Annotated in this window: 21 protein-coding genes; 6 read left to right on the forward strand and 15 right to left on the reverse strand. The window is 64.7% G+C overall.

Annotated elements, in window-relative coordinates; all coding sequences use genetic code 11:
- Positions 1-4 precede the first annotated feature (4 nt).
- Complete coding sequence (locus ACLB6G_RS07660) at positions 5-169, reverse strand: hypothetical protein (protein WP_410355555.1); 165 nt, start codon at positions 167-169, stop codon at positions 5-7.
- A 167-nt stretch (positions 170-336) separates the two neighbouring features.
- On the opposite strand from ACLB6G_RS07660, the gene ACLB6G_RS07665 reads away from it, so the two are divergent.
- The gene (locus ACLB6G_RS07665) at positions 337-1,368 is read left to right on the forward strand and encodes a hypothetical protein (protein WP_410355556.1); all 1,032 of its coding nucleotides are present in this window, start codon (positions 337-339) and stop codon (positions 1,366-1,368) included.
- Here ACLB6G_RS07665 and ACLB6G_RS07670 read toward each other — a convergent pair.
- The 3 genes from ACLB6G_RS07670 to ACLB6G_RS07680 form a co-directional block, all read right to left on the reverse strand.
- Positions 1,355-1,705 (reverse strand): DUF1491 family protein, encoded by a 351-nt coding sequence (locus tag ACLB6G_RS07670; protein ID WP_410355557.1) that lies wholly within the window; start codon positions 1,703-1,705, stop codon positions 1,355-1,357. The two genes, ACLB6G_RS07665 and ACLB6G_RS07670, sit on opposite strands and share 14 nt — an antisense overlap.
- A 67-nt stretch (positions 1,706-1,772) precedes the next feature.
- A complete protein-coding gene (locus tag ACLB6G_RS07675) occupies positions 1,773-2,615 on the reverse strand; it encodes a peptidoglycan-binding protein (RefSeq protein WP_410355558.1) in 843 nt (280 codons plus the stop codon).
- A complete protein-coding gene (locus ACLB6G_RS07680) occupies positions 2,590-4,359 on the reverse strand; it encodes a sensor histidine kinase (protein ID WP_410355559.1) in 1,770 nt (589 codons plus the stop codon). Before ACLB6G_RS07680 ends, ACLB6G_RS07675 begins: the two co-directional genes overlap by 26 nt.
- Positions 4,360-4,806: 447 nt before the next feature.
- Here ACLB6G_RS07680 and ACLB6G_RS07685 point away from each other — a divergent pair, with 447 nt between their 5' ends.
- Positions 4,807-5,115: a DUF5330 domain-containing protein gene (locus ACLB6G_RS07685; protein WP_410355560.1), complete on the forward strand. Its 309-nt coding sequence runs from the start codon at positions 4,807-4,809 to the stop codon at positions 5,113-5,115.
- Positions 5,116-5,191: 76 nt separating this feature from the next.
- A complete protein-coding gene (locus ACLB6G_RS07690) occupies positions 5,192-5,638 on the forward strand; it encodes a SufE family protein (RefSeq protein ID WP_410355561.1) in 447 nt (148 codons plus the stop codon).
- A gap of 19 nt (positions 5,639-5,657) precedes the next feature.
- Here the strand turns inward: ACLB6G_RS07690 and ACLB6G_RS07695 are convergent, their stop codons facing one another.
- The 10 genes from ACLB6G_RS07695 to ACLB6G_RS07740 all read right to left on the reverse strand — a co-directional run bounded on the left by ACLB6G_RS07695 (position 5,658) and on the right by ACLB6G_RS07740 (position 14,032).
- On the reverse strand, positions 5,658-6,455 hold the full coding sequence (locus ACLB6G_RS07695) for a DUF6456 domain-containing protein (RefSeq protein ID WP_410355562.1): 798 nt from the start codon (positions 6,453-6,455) through the stop codon (positions 5,658-5,660).
- On the reverse strand, positions 6,442-6,846 hold the full coding sequence (locus tag ACLB6G_RS07700; RefSeq protein WP_410355563.1) for a helix-turn-helix domain-containing protein: 405 nt from the start codon (positions 6,844-6,846) through the stop codon (positions 6,442-6,444). Before ACLB6G_RS07700 ends, ACLB6G_RS07695 begins: the two co-directional genes overlap by 14 nt.
- A gap of 591 nt (positions 6,847-7,437) precedes the next feature.
- Positions 7,438-7,869, reverse strand: a complete 432-nt coding sequence (locus tag ACLB6G_RS07705) for a Ros/MucR family transcriptional regulator (protein WP_410355906.1) — start codon at positions 7,867-7,869, stop codon at positions 7,438-7,440.
- Between the two features lie 298 nt (positions 7,870-8,167).
- Positions 8,168-8,521, reverse strand: coding sequence for a monovalent cation/H(+) antiporter subunit G (gene mnhG / locus ACLB6G_RS07710; protein ID WP_410355564.1), 354 nt, complete (start codon positions 8,519-8,521; stop codon positions 8,168-8,170).
- Positions 8,518-8,844: a cation:proton antiporter gene (locus ACLB6G_RS07715; RefSeq protein ID WP_410355565.1), complete on the reverse strand. Its 327-nt coding sequence runs from the start codon at positions 8,842-8,844 to the stop codon at positions 8,518-8,520. The genes mnhG and ACLB6G_RS07715 overlap by 4 nt, the downstream gene beginning before the upstream one ends.
- Positions 8,841-9,314: a Na+/H+ antiporter subunit E gene (locus ACLB6G_RS07720; protein WP_410355566.1), complete on the reverse strand. Its 474-nt coding sequence runs from the start codon at positions 9,312-9,314 to the stop codon at positions 8,841-8,843. The genes ACLB6G_RS07715 and ACLB6G_RS07720 overlap by 4 nt, the downstream gene beginning before the upstream one ends.
- The gene (locus tag ACLB6G_RS07725) at positions 9,311-10,879 is read right to left on the reverse strand and encodes a Na+/H+ antiporter subunit D (protein ID WP_410355567.1); all 1,569 of its coding nucleotides are present in this window, start codon (positions 10,877-10,879) and stop codon (positions 9,311-9,313) included. Before ACLB6G_RS07725 ends, ACLB6G_RS07720 begins: the two co-directional genes overlap by 4 nt.
- Positions 10,880-10,886: 7 nt before the next feature.
- Positions 10,887-11,264, reverse strand: coding sequence for a Na+/H+ antiporter subunit C (locus tag ACLB6G_RS07730; protein ID WP_410355568.1), 378 nt, complete (start codon positions 11,262-11,264; stop codon positions 10,887-10,889).
- A complete protein-coding gene (locus ACLB6G_RS07735; protein WP_410355569.1) occupies positions 11,264-11,683 on the reverse strand; it encodes a Na+/H+ antiporter subunit B in 420 nt (139 codons plus the stop codon). The genes ACLB6G_RS07730 and ACLB6G_RS07735 overlap by 1 nt, the downstream gene beginning before the upstream one ends.
- Positions 11,684-11,686: 3 nt before the next feature.
- Complete coding sequence (locus tag ACLB6G_RS07740) at positions 11,687-14,032, reverse strand: putative monovalent cation/H+ antiporter subunit A (protein WP_410355570.1); 2,346 nt, start codon at positions 14,030-14,032, stop codon at positions 11,687-11,689.
- A gap of 210 nt (positions 14,033-14,242) precedes the next feature.
- On the opposite strand from ACLB6G_RS07740, the gene msrB reads away from it, so the two are divergent.
- The gene (gene msrB, locus ACLB6G_RS07745; RefSeq protein ID WP_410355907.1) at positions 14,243-14,656 is read left to right on the forward strand and encodes a peptide-methionine (R)-S-oxide reductase MsrB; all 414 of its coding nucleotides are present in this window, start codon (positions 14,243-14,245) and stop codon (positions 14,654-14,656) included.
- A 16-nt stretch (positions 14,657-14,672) separates the two neighbouring features.
- On the opposite strand, the gene ACLB6G_RS07750 is transcribed toward msrB, so the two are convergent.
- Positions 14,673-15,305, reverse strand: a complete 633-nt coding sequence (locus ACLB6G_RS07750; RefSeq protein ID WP_410355571.1) for a glutathione S-transferase family protein — start codon at positions 15,303-15,305, stop codon at positions 14,673-14,675.
- A 235-nt stretch (positions 15,306-15,540) separates the two neighbouring features.
- Between ACLB6G_RS07750 and ACLB6G_RS07755 the strand changes: the two genes are divergently transcribed.
- Positions 15,541-17,646 carry a S9 family peptidase gene (locus tag ACLB6G_RS07755; RefSeq protein WP_410355572.1) on the forward strand — a complete coding sequence of 702 codons (2,106 nt, stop codon included), beginning with the start codon at positions 15,541-15,543 and terminating at the stop codon, positions 17,644-17,646.
- Positions 17,639-18,097 carry a YqaA family protein gene (locus ACLB6G_RS07760; RefSeq protein ID WP_410355573.1) on the forward strand — a complete coding sequence of 153 codons (459 nt, stop codon included), beginning with the start codon at positions 17,639-17,641 and terminating at the stop codon, positions 18,095-18,097. The genes ACLB6G_RS07755 and ACLB6G_RS07760 overlap by 8 nt, the downstream gene beginning before the upstream one ends.
- The last annotated feature ends 6 nt before the right edge of the window (positions 18,098-18,103 follow it).

Raw genomic sequence — 18,103 nt, forward strand, 5'->3', positions numbered from 1 at the left:
CGCTTCAGCGCAAGGGCGCGTTGCGGGGCTTGGGCGCCGTCGCCGCTGCCATCACCGCGGCCATGCGTTCGTAACGCACACCCGGAAAGATGATGACCTTGGCCGGTCTTTCCCGCATGCGGCGCATCGCCGTCGCCTTGCGCACCGAAAACTTCAGGATCGTTGCCATAACCCGTCTCCGTCCGGTTCCCAAACCACTACGCGGGCACTTACTCGACATCTTCATGAGGCCACGGTGCGGTTAACAACTTGCTAACGCATTTCGTGCAATTTTTCCGGATGTGTGAAGCGGCCGCGCCTGTGTCTGCGGCCGGCAATCGAGTACAGCGTGATCCGATGTCCGACGCCAATGCCCTGAGTTCCGATTTCCGCAAGCTCGAGACCCAACGGGACGGCAGCCGCGCCTGCCAGCTTTTCCGGGCGTCGGCCAGCGCCTTCGCCTCTCTGTCGCGGCCGACCAAGACCGAAATCCAGCAATTCCAGGACCTCTCGCTGGCCCTCTACGACCGGGTGCCGGAGACAGCGAAACGGCATGCCGCGGTCATGATCGCCGGCAATGCCTTCGCGCCGCGCGAACTGGTGCTCAAGCTCGCCAACGAACCGGCCGGCATTTGTGCCCCTCTGCTGTCGAGGTCGCCCGTCATCAAGGCGCGCGACATCCCGCCGCTGATTGCCCGCCACGGCCTGGAGCATGCGCGCGTGCTGGCGCAGCGCGCGGACCTGGAGGCTTCGCTGCGCGCGCTGCTGTCCGTGTTCGTCCGGCAGGCGGAACGTGCCGACGCGGCACCGGCCGGTATCGCCGCAGCAACGCAGGAGACAGGAGAAGAGGCCGCCGCCAAACCGGCAAGCGCCGGCGAAACCCTGCGCGGTCACACCGCCGAGGCCGTTCGCGGTGCGCTGCGCGGCGCCATGGCCGCGAACAGCGGCCGGCCGATGCTGCCGGCGACCATGCCTCTGGCGCCCCGGTCGCCGCAATCCCGGTTGCAGCCCACCGCCCTGATGGACAACCCGGCCTTTTTCATCACCGCCCTGGCCGACACGCTGGATTTGCCGTTCGCAAGGGTCTCAGCGCTGCTTGAGGAAGAGGGCAAGGCCGGTCTGGTCATGGCCCTGCGCTCCATTCCGCTGCTGGCCGAGGAAGCCTTCGTGATCGCGTCCGCGCTCTGGCCCGGCGATTTCACGAACCGGCATGCCATCGCGCGCTTCCTGGAACGCTACCGCCATATTGCCATCGAAGCGGCGCGGGACCGCGTGGCCCGTTGGCGTGAAGAGGGCGATGCCTTGTCCGGGGACGCGCCATTTACCGGTCACAGGCGTGAGGCGGCGCGCAATGACGACGTGCCGCAAGGGCGCCTCAAGGCTTCGTGACGGGGAAAAAGGGGGCTTCGGGCTGGCGTGCCGGCTCGATCTCCACGATCCAGGCATCCGGGTCAAAACGGATCTCGCGGGCCAGCCGGTCATCGGCGGCGAACGGGTCGTCGTCGTCCAGGTCCACCTCCACGAAGAGACGCTCGGCGGGCCTGTCGCCGCCATAGCCGGACTGCGGCGCGGGCGCGAACAGGCGCTGGCGCCCGTCCCGGTCCCGCTGCTTGATGAATATGGCGCCCGCCTCCGTTGCGCCGCGACGCTCGATTGCGGCGAACCCGCCTTCGGAAAAGACCCGGCGAACAAGCGCGGCGATCCAGATATCCGATGTCAGACGCATGGCATGGCGCACCCGCAACCGCAGCGCGGTTTCGCGGTCCCTCTCTTTTCCGGGTCTGGAACCGGCGTCAGTTGATGAGGCCGATTTCCTTCATCTTGGCGACGACAGCGTCGTCGGCCTCGCCGGTCTCGGGAAGCCCGAACAGGGCCTGGAATTCCAGGATGGCACTGCGTGTCCTGGAACCGGTCAGGCCATCGATGACGATCTGATCATTGCCGAAACTGCGCAAACCAGCCTGCACGCGCCTGATCCGCTCATCTGCGGCCGGACCCTTGGCGTCAACCCCGGCAGGCGCCGGCACGGGCTCCGGATCGTCGCTTGAAAGGGCCGCCGGACGCGGCGTGGGCGCCGGCACCGCGCCGGTCGGTTCCAGCGAGACGTTGTCGGGCACCGGCGCGGCGGCCAGCCTGCGGCCATCCAGTTGGGCCAGGAGTTGCGGGGAAACCTCGCCCGTGGGCGGCAGTCCGATGATCCGCTGGTAGGTCATCACCGCCTCGCGCGTCTTCGGTCCGTTCAAACCGTCGACCGCGCCTTCGTAGAGTTTCAGTCCGGCGAGGACCGATTGCACGCGGGCCAGGTCGGGATCGCCCGCGGGGCGTTCGGCCTGAGGCTGCACGGGCGCCTCGTCGCGGATGACGATTCGCGACCGGCTTTCCTGGAAGACCGGGTCGGCGGGCGCGGGCGCGCGGTAGCCGGAAAAATCGCGGGTGGCGAAGAGCGGTGCGCCATGCGCGCGCGGCTGGTACCAGACCGCGTTGACGGAGACGTAGAAAAGGGTGACGGCGAAGGCCGCGGCGCCGCCCACGACGAGGGGGTTGCGCATGACGAACGTTCCCAGCGACCCTGCCGCCGCGCCGAACACGTCGGCCAGACCGGGGTCCAGATCAGGCTGTCTTGCGGTACGCGGCATTGTTCGTCCGATCCTCCATTCTCGCGGGTTCCGGCAGGCGGTGCGGGGCGTTCCGGGCACCGCTGACAGGGAGCGTCACCGAAACGCAGGTGCCCTCGCCCGGCGCGCTGTCGATGGCAATCGTCCCTCCGTGAAGCTGAACCAGCCCCTTGACCAGGGACAGGCCCAGGCCCGTCCCCTCGAAATTGCGGGTATAGTCGTTCTGGATTTGCATGAACGGCTGCCCCAGGCGCTTCAGGTCCTGTTCGGCTATGCCGATTCCCGTGTCATTGACCCAGAAGGTGAAGTTTTCGCCGGCGCGGCGTGCACCCAGGATCACCTCTCCGCCTTCGGGCGTGAATTTCACGGCATTCGACAAGAGGTTGATGAGAATCTGCTGGACGGCACGGCGGTCGGCAACGAGTTCGCCGAGATCATGGCCCAGCGCCGTCGAGACCCTGATCTTCCTGGCGCCGGCCTGCTGTTCGGCAATCGATCGCGGCATGGCCGCCGCCTCTGAGAAATCGAAGGCTTCGGCATGGATCGCATAGGAGCCGGATTCGATCTTGGAGACATCAAGGATCGCATTGACGACCGACAGGAGATGCTGACCCGACTTCGAGATCAGGCCGACATATTCCTTCTGGCGGGCGTCCTCGAAACCGCCGAACAGTTCCTGGTCGAGAATGTCGGCAAAGCCGATGATCGCGTTGAGCGGCGTGCGCAGTTCATGGCTGACGGAGGCAAGAAAGCGGTTCTTGGCGATCGCCCCGCTCTCGGCGGTCTCGCGCACCGTTTCCAGTTCGCGGCGCAGGATTTCGTTGCGCGTGTCGTCCGCCAGGAACACGATGGTTCCGCCGCCGGCGGCGCGGGCGAACCGCGCGTGGAACGCCTGCATGGTGGTTCCATCGCCGTCGTCGCGTTCAGGCAGGCGGATGCGCAAGGTGATATCGCTCATCGACGCGCCGTCGCGCAGGTCCGCGACCGCGGTGAGCCAGGAGACGCGATCGGTCACATGCAGTCGATTGAACAGGCCATCGCCAAGCAGCAGGCCGGGATGAAGACCCATGAGGCTGCGCGACCGCGGCGATGCGGTCTCGACCAGGCCATCCTTGTCGAGATGAAGGACGACGACGGGCTGGAGGTCGGCCTGGGCGGCGGCGGCATCGGCTTCCTGGCGCGCTTCCCTGAGGGCCGCCTGGCCGGCATGCATCCGGACCAGAAGGGTGGCGATCCACAAGAGCGGGGCAAGTGCAAGCCAGCCGGCTGCCGGGGCGGTGGCGACGGCGCCCGGGATGGCCTGGAAGGCGACGATGCCGGCAGTGAAGACGAGACCGGCGGCGGCGGCGGCGCGGGTGCGGCAAACCCACCATGCCTCGACGGCAGGCACGACGGCAAGGATGGCCAGGGGACCTGCCATGCCGCCCGCCGATGCCATGGACACGGCACACAAGGCCGACAGGATGAGCAGTCCGGCCAGACCGGCAAAGACAAGACGCCCGGTCATCGAGACGGCACCGACAACGGCAAGCCCGGCACCGGCAGCAAGCCCGGCCATGGCCAGCACGTGGCCCATCGGAAAGGCGCCCGAGGCCGTTGAGAAGACAACGAAGGCGAGCAATGGCTGGGCGGCCAGCGCGACGGCGAAAAGGCGCATCTGCACGTCCCTTTGCGCCCGGTCCCTGACCGAGGCATGGACGAGACGCTCGCCCAGGCTCTTCAGGCTGTCGCTCCAGTCCGGCGGATTTGTATGCAGTTCGGTCACTGAGGGGCACCCGGTACTCATGATCACGCTTGCCCCAAGGGGCACATCCGACACTGCCAGCTATGCTTTAAGGAAAGGATAAGCCGATGTGCCGGACAGGCGGCAAAAAGGACCAGCGGCGAGAATTGCCTGAGGATTCATGTGATGGTTAACAAAAGGCAAGCCATGCGTCCCGCAAGGCTGCGTGGTCCCGTGCGGCGGGCGTGCAGGAACCGGAAAAGCAGCGTTTTCGGGGATTTCGCGGTTAAGCGATTCCGTATGCATTCGCGCGGATTTGCATCGAACTCGCAGCAAATCCCGGCTTTCGGCATTTGAGGCAAATACGGGTCAAATACGAAGGACCTTCGAAAACCGGTCTTGATGACAAGCGTGTAGACGTCGGTACCCGTGATCAAGCCGCGTCAGGTTCGAGCGAGAAGCGCGGCGCCAATGCAAAAGGTCAGGCATATGTTCGGTTTGTTGAGATTGGCGTTCTGGGGCACACTGGCCCTGCTTGTCGTGCCGCTGGACGGAGACGGGACCATCGGTCCGGTGGACCTCGCCACTCCGGTGGAAGCGGTGTCGGCCGCGCGCGAGGTCGTCGGCGACCTGAGCCGCATCTGCGAGCGCAATCCCGAAGCCTGCGAACGTGGGCGCGACCTCGCCGCCACCGTGACAGAACGGGCCCGCGTGGCGGCCCGCGCCGCCTATGAGGCCCTCGGCCAGTCCGGTGCCGCACCCGACGTGACGGTCCATACCGGGACCGTGGCCCGATAGCCTGACCGCCCCGCGCGGGGCGTTTTCTTTGCGCAAACCGCAATGGCCTGTTCAATCCGGCCAAGCGGTGCGCTATATGCCAGATATGAGCGATACCAACAGCCTGCCGACCATCGATTCCATCCGCGAGGACTTTTCCTTTCTCGATGACTGGGAAGAGCGATATCGCTACGTCATCGACCTTGGGCGCGAACTGCCGCCGATCACCGACGCGGAACACAACGACGCCAACAAGGTGCAGGGATGCGTCAGCCAGGTCTGGCTCGTCACGGATGCCGGCCCCGGCCCCGATCCGGTCATCGGTTTCCGCGCCGATTCCGACGCCCATATCGTGCGGGGACTGGTGGCGATCATGCTCGCATTGCATTCCGGCAAGCATGCCAGCGAGATTCTCGCCACCGATGCCGAGGGGACCTTGCGCGACCTGGGGCTCGACGAACACCTGACACCGCAGCGAGCCAATGGCGTGCGCGCCATGATCGCGCGCATCCGGCGTGAGGCCGAAAGCCGCATGAACGGCTGACACGGCCGCATCTGCTGTCTCACCCGCTATCGCTTTCCAGTTCAGGGCGATAGTCGTCCGTGCCCCAGTGCAGGATCGAGCGAGCCGCGCCACGGCCTTCGTCCGTCCCGATTCCGTAATGGCGCGCCAGGAGCGAAAGGCCCGTCTTGAGGACCAGTTTCGCCGACCGGCGCGGCCATTGCCGTTCCATTTCCACCTGCTCCAGGCCTTTCAGGAAGCAGCAGACGTCAAGCATCAGGCCCGACAGGTCCGGACCGGCAGCATCGAGGGCGGCGGCGACCCGCCGGCGCGCATCCAGCGCCGCAGCCGTGAGGTCGTCAAGACCACCGCGCGATCCGCTTCCGCGCAGGGAGGCGGCATTGGCATCCCAGCTGGCGCCAAGGCGGGGGCGAAGCCGCGCTTTCTCGCAATCGCACCGTAGCCGTTCGCCGGCCTCGACCTCTTCCGGCCGCAGGTAGGGCTTGCCATCCTTGCCGCGGCGGCGGGCCAGAAGCGCCAGCGGCGATTCCGCCGGATTGGAGAGGACCCGCCGGACCGGCGCGGAACCGGCCGGCATGGCGGTGGCTGCCTGCCGGAAGCCGCCGTCCAGTTTCTCCCGCCCTTTTCCGGTCAGGCGCAAGCGGGTGCCATCGCTGCTCTCCACGAAGCCGCGCCGGCAGGCTTCCTCCAGGGTTGCGCGCCGAAAGCACAGCGAGCCGCCCGATGGGCCGGGCAGTGTCACACGGTCCGGCATGGCGGCTGGCGTGAAGGTTTGCGGCCCTTGCCGCAATCGCCCGAGGAGGCGCAAAAGGTGACGTTCCGCATCATCCGGCTTCATGGCCATCCTCCGCCCGCACCTGGCTGAAGAGCCGCGTCGCCAGATATTCCACGCGGCCGGCGATGGCGTCGAACTCGGGATCGTCGCGCAAGTCCTCGATCAGGTGGCAGGCATGGACCACCGTGGTCCGGTCCCGGCCAAAACCCTTTCCGACCTCACCCATGGTCAATTGCAGGGCGACATGGGCCACATACATGGCAAGCTGGCGAACGCGGACGACGGAGGTGACGTTCCGGCCCGGTGCCCGCAGTTCGCGGCCCGGCACGTTGAACAATTCGGAGACCATGTCGATCATGCCGTCGCAGACCGCCGCGGCATATTCGTCGCGGCGCTTGGGCATCGCCACCGATGGCCGGAACCGGAGCAGGGCCTTGCCCTGCACGTCCCGCATGGCGGCTGCCCAATCCGCCCTGCCCGTTTGACCGCTGTCGATTCTCAACGCCTGCGCCACGATCCGCACTCCCTTCGTACAGGTATATTTTCCTTATATCGAAGGGCGATCCCGGTGTGAACAAATCAGGAACAAAAAGGCCGGATGCAGGGGAGAGCGAGGGTTTGTCCACATGGGCAGGGTCCGGCACCAGGATGATCGTCCGACCAACATGCCCGGAGATGGACAATGACGGATCTCGCAGCGCAGGCCCGCGCTTTCATAGAGAACAAGGAGCGGGAGCGGCGGAACGCACAGACCCTTCGCGCGGCCGCGGCCTTCGGCCTGCCTTGCCGGCAAGATGCGAGCGGACAGCGGAACAGCCTGTCAACCAGGGCCTGTGTCGAACGCCTGCTTGAACGGGAAAGACAAAAGGGTCTGAGGGGGCACTGGAGCTACGATCTCAATCGCCATATAGCCCTGAAGCACTTGCGCGACGCCATCGCAGGCATGAGGGAGCCAGGACCGGACCGGGACGTGCAGACATGAGAAAGCCGGGCGGTCGGTCCGACCTGCCCGGCTTTCTCCGCGATCCAGATTGCGCCGTGCGCCTTACTTGCCCTTGGGCTTGCGGCCCAATCCCATTTCCTTGGCGAGGCGCGACCGCGCGGCCGCGTAGTTCGGCGCCACCATCGGATAGTTGGCGTCCAGACCCCACTTTTCCCGGTAGGCCTCCGGCGTCAGTCCGTAATGGGTCATGAGATGACGCTTGAGCGACTTGAACTTCTTGCCGTCTTCAAGACAGACGATGTAATCGTCATGAACGGATTTCTTCGGGTTGACGGCCGGCTTCTGCTTCTCGACAACTTGCGCCGTCTCTCCATGCATACCACCGGCGCGGCCAAGTGCAGCATGGACATCAGCAATCAGCACCGGCAGTTCTGTTACCGGAACGACATTGTTGCTGACATATGCCGCCACCACATCGGCGGTCAGTTCGATAAGGTTATCGACCGATGCCTCGGAAGCTGGTGTGTTTTCCATTTGAATTGCCCCAATCGTTTCACATTTTTCTTCTTGCAACAGCGGGCCGTGCACGCTCTCTGCATCGGCGCTTCGACTCGCAACTACCACACCATATATTGCCTGAATATAAAAAAATGCAAGACTAGGATTCTGTAAATTCGCTTCTCCCTTGTAGTGCAGCAGTGTTTGGGGCGATAAATAATGGAAAACAAAAGTTGTGCACGGTACGATTGTTGCGCCGGAACAGATTGAATTGAATAATTTATAAATATCCGCTATTCGATTTTTCAGGATCGATGCCTGCGGCGATCGCGGCTCAGCCTTCGCGATTGATCCGGGCTTCCGGTGGCATCTCGTCGAGGACGGACCCCTTCCACATCGGATAACCGACGGCATAGGACGCCTTGCCAAGAAGGTGCGAGGAGATCGGCGCCGTGAGCAGGAAGAAGACCACGCCGGCCAGGGCGCGCAGAGTCGTTCCGGCATCCTCGGCATAAATCGCCAGCGCGACCAGCATGAGACAGGACCCCAGCGTGCCGGCCTTGGAGGCAGCATGGGTGCGGCTGTAGATATCCGGCAACCGGTTGATCCCGATGGCCGCGACCAGGGAAAAGGCCGCGCCGACGATCAGGAAAATGCCTGTCACGTAATAGGACACGATCTCGATCATGGCTCGCTCCCCATCTTCGCTTCCCTCTCCGGTTCCGCTTCGGTCCTTCCGCGCGCCATCACGAAACGCGCAAAGGCCACCGTTGCCAGGAAACCGACAAGGCCCAGCGCAATCGCAATGTCGACATAGAGCGTGTACCCGGTACGGATGCCGATAACGGCGATGAAGCCGATGGCCGAAACCACGAGCATGTCCAGTCCGAGAATCCTGTCAGGCAGCGTGGGCCCGCGCACCACCCGGTAGACCGTGAGAAGAAACGTTGCGCTCAGCAGGGCCAGCGCAATCAGTTCCGCGGCATCGAGAAAAACCTGGTGCGGTGTCATCGGAACGCCTCCATGATCTTGCGCTCGAACCCTTCGGCAATGGCGGTCCGTGTCGAATCCGGATCGGAGCAGTCGAGGGCGTGCACGTAGAGAATGGACCGGTCTTCCGAAACATCGACCGAAAGCGTGCCCGGCGTCAGCGTGATCAGGTTTGCCAGCAGCGTGATTTCGGAATCGCGGTCAACCATGAGCGGATAGGCGAAGATGCCGGGCTTGAGTTTCATGTCCGGCGAAACGACCATGACCGCCACCTTCCAGGCGGACAGGACGAGTTCGTAGAGAAACAGCCAGGCAAGGGAAAGGACACGACCTGCGCGCTGGAAATAGCCCAGCGACCCGACCTGCTCACGGATGAGATACAGGGCGCCCATTCCCAGGAAGAAGCCGAATACCAGGTTGATGAGCGAAAAGGACCCGGACATCAGCCCCCAGGTCAAAGCGAGCAGGATATTGATCAGATAGAGATTCATTGGCCACCTCCCGCCGGCAGAACCGCATCCACATAGCCGGATGAATACAGGATGGAGCGGGCAGCGGCGTTGGCAACATCGAGGAGCGGTTGCGGAAAGAAGCCGATCGCCACGACCGCCGCGGTGAGGATGAGGACGGGCGTGTAGGCGCTCCAGGTCATCGGTTCGCCGGGCACCATGCTGGCCGGTTCATTGGCCCTGTTGCGCCAGAAGGCGAGCGCGAAGATGCGCCCCAGCGTGATGGTCGTCAGAAGACCGGTCAGCAGCACCGCGAAAGCGAGCCACCAGGCGCCCACGTCCAGCGAGGCCTTGACCACGAAAACCTTTGGCCAGACGCCGGAGAACGGCGGGAGACCAGCGACGGCAAAAAACAGGACGAGGGCCAGCGCCGCCATGAAGGGATGCGCGCGATAAAGCCCGGCAAGGCTGTGCAGGGAAACCGACCCCCCGGCCTCGCCCATCAGGCCGACCAGCATGTAGATGGCGGTCATCGCGATCATCGAGTGGACCGCGTAGAAAATGGCCGCCGACAGGCCAAGCTCGCTGCCGAGGGCAAGCCCCGCCAGCATCACGCCGATCCCGGAAACGACGATGAAGCCCATCGCCCGGCGCAGGTCCGACTGGGCCAGTGCACCGAGGATGCCGAGGATCATGGTAAGGCCCGCAACCCAGGCAATGGTCAGCGCCAGGATGTCGCGCTCGCCGGGGAAAAGCATGACCAGCACACGCAGGAGCGCATAGATGCCCACCTTCGTCAGCAGGCCGGCAAACAGGGCGGAAACGATGATGCGCGGGGTGTGATAGGAGGCCGGCAGCCAGAAGTTCACCGGAAAGGCCGCAGCCTTCATGGCGAAGGCGAAGAAGAACAGCGTCGCAAGCGTCATCACCGGCGCGCCATGTCCGCCTTCGGCGATCTTCTTCGCCAGATCGGCCATGTTGAGCGTGCCGAAGGAGCCGTAGAGGAGACCGACGGAGATCAGGAAAAGGGTCGTGGCGACAAGGTTGAGAAAGGCATACTTGACCGCGCCGTCGATCTGCTCATGCTCCGAGCCCAGGACCAGCAGGCCGAAGGAAGAGATCAGCAAGACCTCGAACCAGACGTAGAGATTGAAGACGTCGCCTGTCAGGAAGGCGCCGTGCACGCCAGCCATCATCAGCAGGAAGAAGGTGTAGAAGCCGTAGCGCCTGCCGGTGGTGTCGATGTCGCGCACGGAGAAGAGCACGGCCGCGAAGGACACGATGCCCGCCGCCGCCGCCAGGCTGGCGCCAAGCACATCGGCCTGGAAGGTGATGCCGAACGGCGGCAGCCAGCGGCCCATGGTCATGACGATCGGGCCGTTTTCCATCACCCGCCAGAGCAGACCGATATCGGCGAGCGCCAGCAGGGCGAAGGCGATGATCGACACGGTCGCGTGCTGCCAGGTCTCCTTGCGGAACATGAGCAGCGCAGCGCCGAAGACGAGCGGAATGACCACGGGGGCAATGACCAGCCAGTCGGCGGCGGCCACCGGATCCATGACCATGGCGCTCGCAAGATCGACTGTTTTTTCTGCGGAAGCGGCCATTTGACCCTCAATACCCAAGTGGCGGCAGGCGGTCGCCTTCCGGCTCGGCAAGACGCATTTCGTCGGTGTCGTCGGTGCCGATGTCCTGATAGGCGCGATAGGCCAGCACGAGGAGGAAGGCGAAGAAGGAGAAGGAAATCACGATCGCCGTCAGGATCAGGGCCTGGGGCAGCGCGTTGGCCACCTGGGTAGGCGGCGTGTAGAACGCTTCCGGAATGATCGGTGGCGTTTCGCGCAACACGCGGCCGGCAGTGAAGATCAACAGGTTCACCGCGTTGCCCAGAAGCGCAACGCCGAGAAGGATGCGGATCGTGTGCCTGGAAAGAAGCAGATAGATCGAGACCGTGAAGAAAAGGCCGACGAGCACGGACAGCGCGGTTTCCATCAGTCGTCCTCCCTTTCTTCCAGTGCCAGCGCGATCGACGTGATCGAGCCGACCACCACCAGGTAGACGCCGATATCGAAGACCAGCGGTGTCGACAGGGCCAGCGTCACGCCGAAGACTTCCGGCTCGGTCCAGAGCCCGGTCAGGAAGGGAACCCCTGCGAAGAGCGAGGCAAGCCCGGCCATGGTCGCGATGAAAAGGCCGAAACCCGAAATCGCCATCGGATGGAAATACATCGCGCGGCGCACCGGCGACACGCCGCAGGCGATGCCGTAGATGGCGAAGGCCGAGGCGGCGATCAGCCCGCCGATGAAGCCGCCGCCGGGCTCATTGTGGCCGCGCAGCAGGACGAAGAGCGAGAACAGCACCATGAGGCTGGCCAGATAGGGCGCGACGGTGCGGAAGATGATCGTGCGCATGGCCTAGCCCTCGCCCGTTCCTGCAACCACGGCGCGGCGCGGCTTGCGGATGCGGATCAAGGCCAGGATGGCAAGCCCGGTGATCATGACGACGGCGATCTCGCCCAGCGTGTCCAGACCGCGGAAATCCACGATGATCACGTTGACGATGTTGCGGCCGTGGGCAATGGCGCGCGCATAGGTGTTGAAGAAGTCCGTCAGTTCCGTGTTGAACGGGATCTGCGTGATCTTCAGCAGCGCCAGGCCGAGACCGGCGCCCGCGGCACCGGCAATCGCCATGTCCACCAGTTTCTCGCCGGTCGGGCGATGATCGGCCGGCGACAGCCGCAGCCGGGTCATGACGAGGGCGAGAATGACGACCGAAAGCGTTTCCACCATGAACTGCGTGAAGGACAGGTCGGGGGCGCCCAGCAGCATGAAGATGACAGCGACGGCAAAACCCTGGATGCCGAGCGAGACGATGGCGGTCAGGCGGTTCTTGGCGCTTATGACGGCGCCGATGCCGATGACAGCGATGATCAGGATCGTCCATTCATAGAAGGGCATTTCGGGGAAGGCCGGCATGGCAGGCCCCTCGGCGAAAAGCCACATGGGCAGGAGCAGCGCCAGCGCGATGCCGGCGAAGGTCACCGTCATGTAGACTTCCATGCGCCCGTTGTGGATGACGCGCGTCAGGCCGACGGACAACCGCACGAGGCCGCGCATGACCTGGTCGAAGCCCTGGTCCGGTCCCCAGCCGATGGCCTCAAGCAGACCGGCCATGCCAGCGCGCAACCGGTCCAGCCCGAGATAGAGGACGATGCCGAGCGCAACGGTGGCCAGCGACAGGTAGAGCGCCGCGCCGGCATGGGGAACGACGGTGATTTCGACAGGCACCGCCACGCCGGCGACGGCGCTTGCCATCGGCGTGGAGAATGCGTGGTGGCTGACACCGGAAAACAGCGCCGCACCGAGGCCGAGAACGCCCAGGACCAGCGGTCCGAGCCAAAGCAGGACCGGCCCCTCATGGGCATGTTTCGGCGTTTCCACCGGTTCGCCGAGGAACGGCTTGAGCGCCACGGCAAAGCCGATGACGAACATCAGCGCATTGCCCGCAACGGCTGTCGCGAGCACGGCAAGGCTCCACGGATCGCCCTTGGCGAGCGCGTAATACATTTCCTCCTTGGCGAGGAAGCCGAAGAAGGGTGGCAGGCCGCCCATGGAGAGGGCTGCGAGCAGCGCGGCGGCGAAGGTGACCGGCATGGCCTTGCGCAGGCCGCCGAGGCGGGTGATGTCGCGGGTCCCGGACTCGTGGTCGACGAGACCGGCCACCATGAACAGGCCGCCCTTGAACATGGAATGGGCGATCAGGTAGAGCACCGCGCCGGCAATGGCCTGTTCGCTGCCGAAGCCGGTCAGCATGACGAGAAGGCCCAGCGATGCGACCGTGGTATAGGCCAGCATCAGCTTCAGGTCTGTCTGGCGCACGGCCAGAAGCGTGCCGACGAGCAGCGTCGCACCGCCGAAAACCGGCAGAACCGTTTCCCACAGCGCGGTCTCGCCCATGACCGGATTGAGCCGCATCAGGAGGTAGACGCCGGCCTTCACCATGGTCGCGGAATGCAGGTAGGCGGAGACCGGCGTGGGCGCCTCCATGGCGTTGGGCAACCAGAAGTGCAGCGGGAACTGGGCCGACTTGGTGAAGGCGCCGCCCAGGATCAGCAGGAAGGCGGCCAGGTAGAACGGGCTTTCGCGCAGCGTGTCGCCGGTCGCCAGAAGCAGCGACAGTTCCGAGACGCCGGTGATGTTCCAGATGACCAGGAGGCCGGCGAGCAGCGACAGGCCGCCTAGGCCGGTGACGACCAGCGCCTGGATGGCGGCGCGGCGCGATGCCTCGCGGGAATGGTCGAAACCGATCAGCAGGAAGGAGGTGATCGAGGTCAGTTCCCAGAAGACGAAGAGTGTCAGGAAGTTGTCGGCGACGACAAGGCCCTGCATCGCTCCCATGAACATCAGGATGAAGGAGAAGAACCGCCCCTGGTCCTCATGGCCTTTCAGGTATCCCCCGGCATAGAGAACGATCAGCGCGCCGATACCGGTGACCAGCAGCGCGAAGGTCAGCGACAGTCCGTCGAGATACCAGGAGAAATTCACGTTGAAGTCCGGCACCCAGGCATAGCCGCCGGTGACGGCGCTACCCGCCGCGACATCCGGCAAAAAGCCTGCGAAATGCACCAGGTTGAACAGTGGCACAAGCGCCAGGAGCCAGGCCGCGTTGTGCTTCAGTCTTTGCGTCAGCAACGGTGCGACCACGGCCGCAAGGAAGGGCAACAGAAGCACAAGAAAGGTGAGAGACTGGGCCGACGCCATGTCCTGATCCGGTTTCTTTTCGTTCTGGCCCGCCCCCCGGCGCGCCCGCTCCCCTTCAATTATGGAATTGTTTTCCGCGCGGCAAGTGCGGCCGGTCCGGCAAAACCGTTTCCGTGCCGCTTATTCAGCGTAAAATGACCTGCCGCCGGGATGATAAGCCGGCGGGCAGTCCTATATTTGCCGAAGAACCGGACAATCTGGAAAAAGAGGATCAACGGCGTGGAAAAGACGAAGATCGACAAAAGCGAAGCGGAATGGCGCGAGACTTTGACGCCGGAACAGTATCACGTCTTGCGGGAACACGGCACCGAACGTGCGGGAACGTCACCGCTCAACAGGGAAAAACGGCCGGGAATGTTCCACTGTGCCGGGTGCGGAAAACCGCTGTTCCGCTCGGAGACGAAGTTCGAATCGGGCACAGGCTGGCCGAGTTTCTATGCACCGGCGGGAGACGACGCGGTCAGCGAGCACGAGGACCGCTCCTGGTTCATGCGCCGCACCGAGGTGCGCTGCGCCGATTGCGGCGGGCATCTTGGCCACGTCTTCAACGACGGGCCCGCGCCGACCGGCCTGCGCTACTGCATGAATGGCGTGGCGCTCGATTTCGAACCCGACGGGGATTGACCCCTCAACGCCAGCCTCAGCCGCCCTGCATCCGCGCGATGTGGGCGGCGTCCACGGCCCTGGCCTCCCTGTAGGCAGGCCTATCGCGCAGGCGCGCGGCATAGTCGCGCAGGGCGGGCGTTTCGGGGATCGTGCCGAACTGCAAGCCCCAGTCGACCTGAGACCCGACATAGATGTCGGCAGCGGTAAACCGGTCACCGCAGACATGGTCGCGGGTTTCGAACAGGGCCGAAAGAACGCCCATGGTGCGTTCATAGGAACCATAACCGAGCCGCCCCTGCAGTTTGAGGTCGTCACCGGCCGTCCAGCCCATCGACCTGTTGACAACCGCCTGCTCGACCGGACCGGCGGCGAAGAAGGTCCAGCGCAGGTAATCGGCCTTTTCGGCCTGGCCATGCGGGAGCAAGCCTGCCTCGGGGAAGGCATCGGCCAGATAGAGGCAGATGGCAGCGGCTTCCGTGACCGCATGCCCCTCATGAACGATGGCCGGCACCTTGCCCATCGGGTTGACCGCCAGGTATTCGATGGACTTCATGTCGGAGCCGTAATCGAGCACGATCTCGTCATAGGCAGCGCCGGCCTCGTGCAGCGCCCAGCGGGCGATCTGGCCGCGGCTCATGGGGTTCGTGTAAAAGGTGATCCTGGACATGGAAGGGGCTCCGGCGGGGTCGGGAGCAAACCCTGCCGGAGCCGACCGGCGCAATCAAGGCCCCTTGCGCCCGCCACCATGCTTTCACGCCTTGCTTGCCCGGTGCTTGTGCAAGCCGACAGGCCGCACCATGTTCGAGACCGCCGGTGTTTCCTTCCCGGCCGGATGCCGCTATGCGTCGGGCCGGAAGCACAGCCGGGCTTCGCCGACCGATCAGCCACGCAGCCAGGACCTCATGACCAAAGTTCGAAACCTTTCCGATCTCACCGCCCCGCACGCGCCGAAACACCCGTCTTGCGATACCCGCCACGGCATCGAACGCAGTGATGACTACGCCTGGATGCGGGCGGCGAACTGGCAGGAGATGTTCAAGGATCCGTCCAGGCTGGATGCGGAAATCCGCGCCCACCTGGAAGCGGAAAACGCCTACCAGACGGCCTGGATGGCGGACACGCAGTCGCTGCGGGAGAAGCTGTTTGCCGAAATGAAGGGCCGCATCAAGGAAGACGATTCGTCCGTGCCCATGAAGGACGGTCCTTTCGCCTATGGTTCGTCCTTCGTGACCGGCGGCGAGCAGCCGCGCTTCTTCCGCACCCCGCGCGAGGGCGGCGAACAACAGCTGCTGCTCGACGGCGACCGGGAAGCCGAGGACAAGGCCTATTTCCGGCTTGCCAGCGCCGATCACTCGCCCGACCATGCCCGGCTTCTGTGGGGCCACGACGACAAGGGCTCGGAATTCTACACGCTGACGGTGCGCGATCTGGCGACCGGCGAGGACCTGCCCGACCGGGTCGAGGACACCGGCGGCAGCGGCACGTGGGATTCACGGTCCGCCGGCTTTTTCTATTCGCACCTGGATGAAAGCCATCGCCCCTCGAAGCTGCTTTACCACCGTATCGGCACCGACGCCAAAGAGGACAGGCTGGTCTACGAGGAGACGGATCCGGGCTTCTTCATGGGTTGCGGCGGCACCCGCGACAACCGCCATATCCTGATCTCGATCCATGACCACGAGACCTCGGAATACCGCATCCTGCCGGCCGACGGCTCGTCCTTCGAGCCGAGGCTGGTGGCCACCCGCAAGGCCGGCCTGCAATACGACCTGGAGGAAGGCGGCGACATCTTCTTCATCCTGACCAATGCGGACGGCGCCAAGGATTTCAAGATCATGACGGCACCGGCGGACAATCCGGTTCCGGAAAACTGGGTCGAACTGGTGCCGCATGAGCCGGGCCGGCTGATCCTCTCCATCATGGGCTTTGCTCGCCATCTCGTGCGGCTGGAACGCAAGGACGGCCTGCCGCGCATCGTCATCCGCGAGCGCGCCAGCGGGGCCGAACACGCCATCGCCTTCGACGAGGAAGCCTATTCGCTGGGACTGATCGGCTCGCTGGAATACGACACGGATGTCATCCGCTTCACCTATTCCTCGATGACCACACCGTCGCAGGTGTTCGACTACGACATGGCGACGCGCGAGCGCGTGCTCCTGAAAACCCAGGAGGTTCCTTCGGGCCATGATGCCGACGCCTATGTGACGCGGCGGATCCATGCGCCCGCGCCGGACGGCGAAAGCGTGCCGGTCTCGCTGCTCTACCGCAAGGACACGGCGCTCGACGGAACCGCGCCCTGCCTTCTCTACGGCTACGGCTCCTATGGCATCACCATTCCCGCCTCCTTCAACACCAATTGCCTGAGCCTGGTTGATCGCGGCTTCGTCTATGCCATTGCCCATATCCGGGGCGGCAAGGACAAGGGCTATCACTGGTACGAGGAGGGCAAGCGGGAGAAGAAGACCAATACCTTCACCGACTTCATCGCCGCGGCACGCCACCTGGTGGCCGAGGGCTTCACCGCGCATGACCGGATCGTGGCGCAGGGCGGTTCGGCGGGCGGAATGCTGATGGGCGCGGTGGCCAACATGGCGCCGGCCGATTTCGGCGCCATCGTGGCAGAAGTTCCCTTCGTGGACGTTCTCAACACGATGCTGGACGACACGCTGCCGCTGACCCCGCCGGAATGGCCGGAGTGGGGCAATCCGATCACCTCGCCGGCCGATTACGCGACGATTGCCGCCTACAGCCCCTATGACAATGTCGCCGCCCTGCCCTATCCGCCGGTCCTTGCGGTTGCCGGCCTGACCGATCCGCGCGTGACCTACTGGGAGCCGGCGAAATGGGTGGCGAAGTTGCGCGAATTTTCCATCTCGGGCAATCCCGTGCTGTTCCGCATCAACATGGATGCCGGCCATGCAGGCGCCTCGGGGCGGTTCTCGCGGCTGGAGGAGATCGCCTATACCTATGCCTTCGCCCTGAAGGTGACGGGCAAGGCGGATGACTGACCCCATGCTGGCCGGGGAAGCGGGCCTGGCCGGCATGTTCATCTCCGCCTTCACCTCGGCCACGCTGCTGCCTGGCACCTCGGAAGGGGTGCTTGCCGCCCTTCTCGCGGCGGGCTTGGTTCCCGTGCTCACCGTCGTGGCCGTCGCCTCGGCGGGCAACGTTCTCGGATCCTGCGTCAACTGGTGGCTGGGCCGGCAGGCCGGACGTCTTGCACAGGTGCAACCGGCGGGCGGCGCGCCGTCAAGGCTGGAGCGGGCACAGGCCTGGTATGGCCGCTATGGCTACTGGTCGCTGCTGGCGTCCTGGGTTCCGGTCGTCGGCGACCCGCTGACGCTCGTCGCCGGCGCGATGCGCGAACCCTTCTGGCGCTTCCTTGCCATCGTCAGCCTTGCAAAGTCCGCGCGCTATATCGCGGTCGCGGCGGGCGTCAGCGCGCTTCTGCCGGCCTGAACGTCT

Source organism: Zhengella sedimenti (assembly GCF_046506625.1).
GTDB lineage: Bacteria > Pseudomonadota > Alphaproteobacteria > Rhizobiales > Rhizobiaceae > Zhengella > Zhengella sedimenti.